Annotated in this window: 6 protein-coding genes and 4 tRNA genes; 1 reads left to right on the top strand and 9 read right to left on the bottom strand. The window is 65.0% G+C overall.

The genetic code is table 11. The annotated features are described in order from the left end of the window. Positions 1–258: 258 nt before the first annotated feature. The 4 genes from R1H25_RS16355 to R1H25_RS16340 all read right to left on the bottom strand — a co-directional run bounded on the left by R1H25_RS16355 (position 259) and on the right by R1H25_RS16340 (position 857). Positions 259–334: transfer RNA gene (locus R1H25_RS16355), tRNA-Lys, on the bottom strand. Between the two features lie 79 nt (positions 335–413). Continuing rightward, positions 414–490 (bottom strand) — tRNA-His (locus R1H25_RS16350). Between the two features lie 174 nt (positions 491–664). Beyond that, positions 665–741 (bottom strand) — tRNA-Arg (locus R1H25_RS16345). A 39-nt stretch (positions 742–780) separates the two neighbouring features. Continuing rightward, positions 781–857: transfer RNA gene (locus R1H25_RS16340), tRNA-Pro, on the bottom strand. Positions 858–1,037: 180 nt separating this feature from the next. On the opposite strand from R1H25_RS16340, the gene R1H25_RS16335 reads away from it, so the two are divergent. Next, positions 1,038–1,796: a Bax inhibitor-1/YccA family protein gene (locus R1H25_RS16335; protein ID WP_021202979.1), complete on the top strand. Its 759-nt coding sequence runs from the start codon at positions 1,038–1,040 to the stop codon at positions 1,794–1,796. A 60-nt stretch (positions 1,797–1,856) separates the two neighbouring features. Here R1H25_RS16335 and R1H25_RS16330 read toward each other — a convergent pair whose 3' ends face one another. The 5 genes from R1H25_RS16330 to R1H25_RS16310 form a co-directional block, all read right to left on the bottom strand. Further along, complete coding sequence (locus tag R1H25_RS16330; protein ID WP_057499972.1) at positions 1,857–2,606, bottom strand: sulfite exporter TauE/SafE family protein; 750 nt, start codon at positions 2,604–2,606, stop codon at positions 1,857–1,859. A gap of 25 nt (positions 2,607–2,631) precedes the next feature. Then, positions 2,632–3,540, bottom strand: a complete 909-nt coding sequence (locus tag R1H25_RS16325; protein WP_317224108.1) for a LysR family transcriptional regulator — start codon at positions 3,538–3,540, stop codon at positions 2,632–2,634. A gap of 53 nt (positions 3,541–3,593) precedes the next feature. Then, entirely contained in the window at positions 3,594–4,337 is a 744-nt protein-coding gene (locus R1H25_RS16320) for a cysteine hydrolase (protein ID WP_317224107.1), read from the bottom strand. Between the two features lie 131 nt (positions 4,338–4,468). Further along, positions 4,469–4,879, bottom strand: coding sequence for a hypothetical protein (locus R1H25_RS16315; RefSeq protein WP_129550570.1), 411 nt, complete (start codon positions 4,877–4,879; stop codon positions 4,469–4,471). 132 nt (positions 4,880–5,011) lie between these two features. Further along, positions 5,012–6,016, bottom strand: a complete 1,005-nt coding sequence (locus R1H25_RS16310) for an isocitrate dehydrogenase (RefSeq protein ID WP_032129081.1) — start codon at positions 6,014–6,016, stop codon at positions 5,012–5,014. Between the last annotated feature and the right edge of the window lie 270 nt (positions 6,017–6,286).

The following is a 6,286-nucleotide window of genomic DNA, read 5'->3' as shown; positions in this document are numbered from 1 at the left end:
ATTCGAACCTTGGACCTATTGATTAAGAGTCAACTGCTCTACCAACTGAGCTAACAGCCCGAAATCGGGGCGCGAATTATGACCCGATCCGCTCGGAGGGTGCAAGCACTTTTTTCAACGTCGTTGAAACCAGTACCGCGATCCCGCTGCCACTGCAGACCCACGCCAGGCGGGATTTCTGCAGTCGGTGATCCAATGAAACCAAAGGGTCACACTTATAAGAAAAAAGCCACCTGGCGTACCAGGTGGCTTCTGTCTTGGTGGGCCGTCAAGGATTCGAACCTTGGACCTATTGATTAAGAGTCAACTGCTCTACCAACTGAGCTAACGGCCCGTGAAACTCAGACGCACATTGTAGCGTGCTTTCTGTTTATTGCAATACCGTTTCGGCTGCGCCGATGCGGTTGAATCAGTGGGGTGGCTGAGGGGATTCGAACCCCCGACCACCGGAATCACAATCCGGTACTCTAACCAACTGAGCTACAGCCACCACTGAAACTTTCGCTCCACCGCCAAGACCACCGGCACTGGAACTTCAAACCTTTGCCTGGGGGACTGTCACCGAAGTTCCGGTCCGCCGAAGCGAGTCCGATATTCTGGTGGAGTCTTTACCCTTTTGCAAGCACTTCTTCACATCCGCCGATGCGATCCCGGTGCTCGCCGATGGCGCGCCCGACAGGAATCGAACCTGTAACCGCCGGCTTAGAAGGCCGGTGCTCTATCCAGTTGAGCTACGGGCGCCCGAACCGGAACGGCGTCCAATCCGACGTGATGTGGGATTGGTCGGGGTAGAGGGATTCGAACCCCCGACATCCTGCTCCCAAAGCAGGCGCGCTACCAGACTGCGCTATACCCCGGTCTTGCAATCCCCTCGAGCCAGGCCCGGGGAGCTGGTCATTGTGGCCAAGCGCATCATGAACTGTCAACGCGGGCGACTCGCACCCAGCGCCTGACACGGCACCACGCGCAACCATCGGCTATGCTCCCGGTCATCGGCCGGATGGCCGTCCAGCCCCTTATTCGCACGGAGAACACGCATGCGCAGCGGCAACCCGGCTCTTTCCGAGTCGACCTTCCTCGACCTCGCCAGCGGCTCGGTGGTGACCAGCCCCGACCAGGCAATGACCCTCAACGGCACGGTCAACAAGACCGGTTTCCTGCTGTTGTTGACCGTGCTGACGGCCGCGTTCGCCTGGAACCAGACCATCGACGACTACGGCCAGGTCATGGCCGGGGCCAAGCTGTATGCCATGGGCGGCGCCATCGGCGGCCTGGTGCTGGCGCTGATCACCGTCTTCAAGAAGGAATGGTCGCCGGTCACCGCGCCGATGTACGCGCTGGTGGAAGGTCTGTTCCTCGGCGCCATCTCGGCCGTGTTCAACGCCAAGTTCCCGGGCATCGTGTTCCAGGCCGTCCTGCTGACCTTCGGCACCCTGTTCGCGCTGCTGTTCGCGTACCGCAGTGGCCTGATCAAGGCCACCGAGAACTTCAAGCTGGGCGTGATCGCGGCCACCGGCGGCATCGCCCTGCTCTACCTGGCGTCGTTCGTGCTGGGCTTCTTCAACATCAACGTGCCGGTGATCCATGACTCCGGCTGGCTGGGCATCGCCTTCAGCCTGTTCGTGGTGGTCGTGGCCGCGCTGAATCTGGTGCTGGACTTCGACTTCATCGAGACCGGTGTCGCCCAGCGAGCACCGAAGTACATGGAGTGGTATGGCGCATTCGGCCTGATGGTGACCCTGGTCTGGCTGTACGTGGAGTTCCTGCGCCTGCTGTCAAAGATCCAGCAGCGCTGAGTCGCAACATGCCATAGACGACAAAGGGCGCCTCACGTGGCGCCCTTTGTCGTTCCTCCCTCAGCGCGCCAGCAGCACCGGCAGCGACGAGGCGAGCAACGCGATGCCGGATGCGGTCAGCAGGCTCAGTACAACCTGCCGGAAGCGCGCCTCGCTGATACCGATATAAACCCGCGCGCCCAGCAGGGTCGGCACCAGCATGGCCGGTGCCACGATGGCGAAGTACGGCAACATCTGCCGACTCACCAGGCCGCTGCCGACATAGGTGGCCATGGTCACCGCCAGCATCGCCAGATTGAAGTTCTGGATGACCGCGCGCTGCTCGTCCTTGCCGAAGCCGCGCAGCGTGCTCCACAACGTCGGCACCGGCCCGGCGAAGCCACCGATGCCACTGAGCACGCCACCGGCCATACCGGCAATGGCGTCACCCACGCGCCCTCCGATGGTGATCGGCGGCAACGAGCGTGCCATCAGCATCACCGGGCACCACAGCGCCAGGAAGCCGCCCAGCAGCGCCTTGAACCAGTCCATGTCCAGCTGCGGCAACACCATCACGCCCAGCGGAATGCCGGCCAGCCCGCCCAGCACGAACGGCAGCAGCAGGCGCAGGTTGAATCCGCGGCGCACGGTGACCACCGCGACCAGCTGCCCGACCAGCGCACCAAACACCGACAACGTCGCCGCCAGCCGTGGCTCCAGTCCCCACGCCCAGAACGACATCGCCACCATGCCAAAGGCGAAGCCGGACAGGCCCTGCACGAATCCGGCGACGATCGCGCCCAGCGCGACCAGCAGATACACCGACTCCATCACCACCTCGGTTGCTGTCGCGCGACTACCCTGCCGCGCCCACCTGCGCAGCGTAGTGCGCCGCGAGGTGCTCGACCAGCGCACGCACCTTCGGCGCCAGCGCCCGCGCATGCGGATACAGCGCGAAGTAACGCCGCTGTCCTGCGTGCCAGGCGGGCAGCACACGGATCAGGCGGCCGGCGCGCAGGTCCTCCTGCACGGTCAGCGCAGTGAACAGGCTGATGCCCATCCCGGCCAGCGCGGCGGCGTACAGCGCCGGCGTGGCGTCCACGCGCAGGCGCTGCCCCGCCTCGATGCTTGCGGTGGCACCGCGCGGCCCTTGCAGCTGCCAGGGTGACATCGCCGCGGTAGGACTGAACCCCAGCAGCGTGTGCTGCGCGAGGTCCGACGCCTGCCGGGGCAGACCGTGCTGTGCCAGATACGCCGGTGCAGCGACCAGGATGCGCGGGCAGCTGGCCAGCTCGCGTGCGACCAGCTGGCTGTCCGGCAACGAGGCCGCGATGCGCAGGGCCAGGTCGAAGCCACCACCGACGACATCGACCAGTTGATCATCGGCCGACAGGTCAAGCGCGACCTGCGGGTAGCGCTGCAGGAACGACGGCAGCCAATGCGACAACTCCTGGCTGGCCACGACCTGCGGCACGCTGATGCGTACGATGCCACTGGGCTGCGCCTGCCCGGCACGCACGCGATCATCTGCTTCCTGCAGGCGATCCAGCAGCGCTGCCGCCTCGCGGTAGTAATCGCGACCGGCTTCGGTCAGTGACAGCCGGCGGCTGTTGCGATCGAGCAACCGCACCTGCAGATGCTCTTCCAGCTGCCGCAGCTGCCGTGACATCGCCGAGTGGGTGGTACCCAGGCGCTCGGCAGCCGCAGTGAAGCTGCCTGCGTCGACGATGGCGCGCAGCGCACGCAGGGCGGCGAAGTGATCCATCGGCAAGTGGCTCCACGTGGCGGGGCCCACGGCATGCGGGCCTCACCAGCTTATCAAGCGCCGTCGCTGGCCTTGCGCACCGGCAGCGCCAGGATCGCGTCGGTGCTCATGACATCACCGAAGGCGTCTTCGATCTGCGCCAGCGAGGCGTCATGCAGCGCGCGATGAACGATGCGCTGGCCACCGGCCAGGTCAAGGTCGCGGCTGGCGCTGGCATCGGACGATACGATCACCCGGTAACCGCGCGGAGCCGCCGCCGCGTCGCGCGCAGCACCGACCACACAGGCATGGGTCTGCAGGCCGGTGACGATCAGCGTGTCGATACCGGCATCCTTCAGCACCGTGTCGAGCACCGCGGCCGAGTTCCCAGCGAACACACTCACGTTGTCCTTCTGCACGACTGTCTCACCCTTGCGCGGCTGCAGGTCGCGATGGAAGGCGGCATTGACGCTGCCCTGCGCGAACAGCGGTGCGCCGGCCGGCAACACGTGCTGCACATGGATCACGCGGATGCCGTGGGCATCGGCGAACTCGACCACCCGCTTGGCTTGGCGCAGTGCGGCCACGCCATCGGGAATGACCATGCGGCCACCGGCAAAGCCCGGTGCGGCCTTGGCATCGAAGTACTCGTTCTGGAAGTCGATCACCAGCACGGCGGTCTTCGCCGCATCCAGCGAGGCCGCGACCGGCGCGCCCGCCATATGGCGGATGGTGGGATGGGCCGGCTCGGCAGCAGCGACCGACGCAGTGGTGGCCATGCCGATCAGGCCGGCCAGGCCGAAGGTGGTGAGATTCATGATGTGCTCCTGTGCGGTGGAAAGTGGCCACAGGATGCGGAGCAGTTGGCGCACGAACCAGCCATGTAGCAGCACATGATCTGTGCGAATTCTGCACAGACCGCTCCTGTAGAGTCGAGCATGGCTCGACGCTACTGGGTCAGCTTTGCCCCATTGAGCCGTACGATCATCGCGTACTCGCGCCCGAGCACGACTTCGGCGGTATTGCTACCGGCGCGCACGGCATGCTGCAGGCCGGCCGGATACTTCACCGGAACGCCAGCCAAGGTCTGGACATGGCGGGCAGGCGCATTGACGCTCCTGATAACGAATTCCGCGCAGGCCCCTTCCAGCAGGAGAACCGGCGCCCCTGCCGGAAACTCGATCAACTGCAGTACGCGCTCCTCGGACCGCCGCATGCTGCGAACGGGTACCCCCTCCCTGCGCAGGCGGCGCAGCGCGCGCTGCGAACGGGACCATGGCCAGTAGAAGACGAAGTAGATGGCTACGCCCAGAACGTAAACGGCAGCAGCCACCAGGATCCACACAGCCGTCTCAGGCATCCATAAAACCCTCTCGGTGAAAAACGCGCAGCTCAAAACGCAGACGGGCCGTACAAGGACGGCCCGTCTTCAACGCTTGCAGGCCCGGACTGGACATCGCCTGAGACGATCTCCAGCCGGAACGCCGGCCGCTTACAGGCGGCTGGCGATGGCCTGGGCAAAGCTCATGGTGGTGCCGGTACCGCCCAGGTCGCCGGTCAGCGAATCCTTGGCTTCCATGGTCGCCACGATGGCCTTGCGCAGGCGCTCGGCGTTTTCCGGCTGGCCGACATGGTCCAGCATCTGCGCGGCGGCCAGCAGCAGCGCGCACGGATTGGCCTTGCCCTGGCCAGCGATGTCCGGCGCGGTGCCGTGCACGGCTTCGAAGATCGCCGCGTCCTTGCCGATGTTGGCACCCGGGGCCAGGCCCAGGCCGCCGACGAGGCCGGCGCACAGGTCGGAGATGATGTCGCCGAAGAGGTTGGTGGTGACGATCACGTCGAACTGTTCCGGACGCATCACCAGCTGCATGCAGCAGTTGTCGACGATCATTTCCTGGAATTCGATGTCCGGGTACTGCGCGGCCACTTCACGGGCGACGTTCAGGAACAGGCCCGAGGTCGACTTGATGATGTTGGCCTTGTGCACGGCGGTGACCTTCTTGCGGCCGGTGCTCTTGGCCAGCTCGAAGGCGTAGCGCACGATGCGCTCGGAGCCCTTGCGGGTGATGCGGGTGCCGGAGAAGGCGGTCTCGCCGTCGGCCGACACTTCCTGGCCCTCGGCCAGGTACGCACCTTCGGTGTTCTCACGAACGGTGATCAGGTCGACGTTGTCGAAACGCGACTTGGTGTTCGGGAAGGTGTGGGCCGGACGCACGTTGGCGTACAGGTCGAAGTGGCGGCGCAGGCTGACGTTGATCGAGGTGAAGCCACCACCGACCGGCGTGGTCAGCGGGCTCTTCAGCGCAACCTTGTTGCGCGCGATCGATTCCAGGGTCACCGCCGGCATCAGGTCGCCGTGCTTTTCCAGGGCCACCAGGCCGGCGTCGGCGTCTTCGTACTCCAGGCCAGTCTTGAGCTGGTCGAGCACGAACAGGGTGGCGTCCATGATTTCCGGGCCAATGCCGTCGCCGCGGATGACCGTAATTTTCTGCGTCATTGATCGATGTTCCGAACAGGGGGAAAAACGCCGTCCGGACGTGCCCGGAAACGCCGGCGCAAAGGAAGTTTCACCGGCAATTATGCCTTAGCCGGGGGCGGCTGCCCAAGTAGACGATGGTCCCGGCCCCGGCCAAGACATAATTGCCCGCGCATTTCTCCTCTACCCCCGCCTGTCGGCGCGCCCCTTCAACAAGAAGGGGCTCCTGGGCTGTTGGATCACGGGGAAGGCCCCCCCAGGTCGGGTAATGCCAGGAAGGCAAGCAAGGGC

Source organism: Stenotrophomonas veracruzanensis (assembly GCF_032911525.1).
GTDB classification, from domain to species: Bacteria; Pseudomonadota; Gammaproteobacteria; order Xanthomonadales; family Xanthomonadaceae; genus Stenotrophomonas; species Stenotrophomonas africana.
This window is presented reverse-complemented; position numbering and strand designations above follow the sequence as displayed.

Bases quoted from the DNA above. Each gene is read 5' to 3' on its own strand.
- R1H25_RS16335 (WP_021202979.1), top strand. From the start codon at position 1,038: ATGCGCAGCGGCAACCCGGCTCTTTCCGAGTCGACCTTCCTCGACCTC.
- R1H25_RS16330 (WP_057499972.1), bottom strand. From the start codon at position 2,606: ATGGAGTCGGTGTATCTGCTGGTCGCGCTGGGCGCGATCGTCGCCGGA.
- R1H25_RS16325 (WP_317224108.1), bottom strand. From the start codon at position 3,540: ATGGATCACTTCGCCGCCCTGCGTGCGCTGCGCGCCATCGTCGACGCA.
- R1H25_RS16320 (WP_317224107.1), bottom strand. From the start codon at position 4,337: ATGAATCTCACCACCTTCGGCCTGGCCGGCCTGATCGGCATGGCCACC.
- R1H25_RS16315 (WP_129550570.1), bottom strand. From the start codon at position 4,879: ATGCCTGAGACGGCTGTGTGGATCCTGGTGGCTGCTGCCGTTTACGTT.
- R1H25_RS16310 (WP_032129081.1), bottom strand. From the start codon at position 6,016: ATGACGCAGAAAATTACGGTCATCCGCGGCGACGGCATTGGCCCGGAA.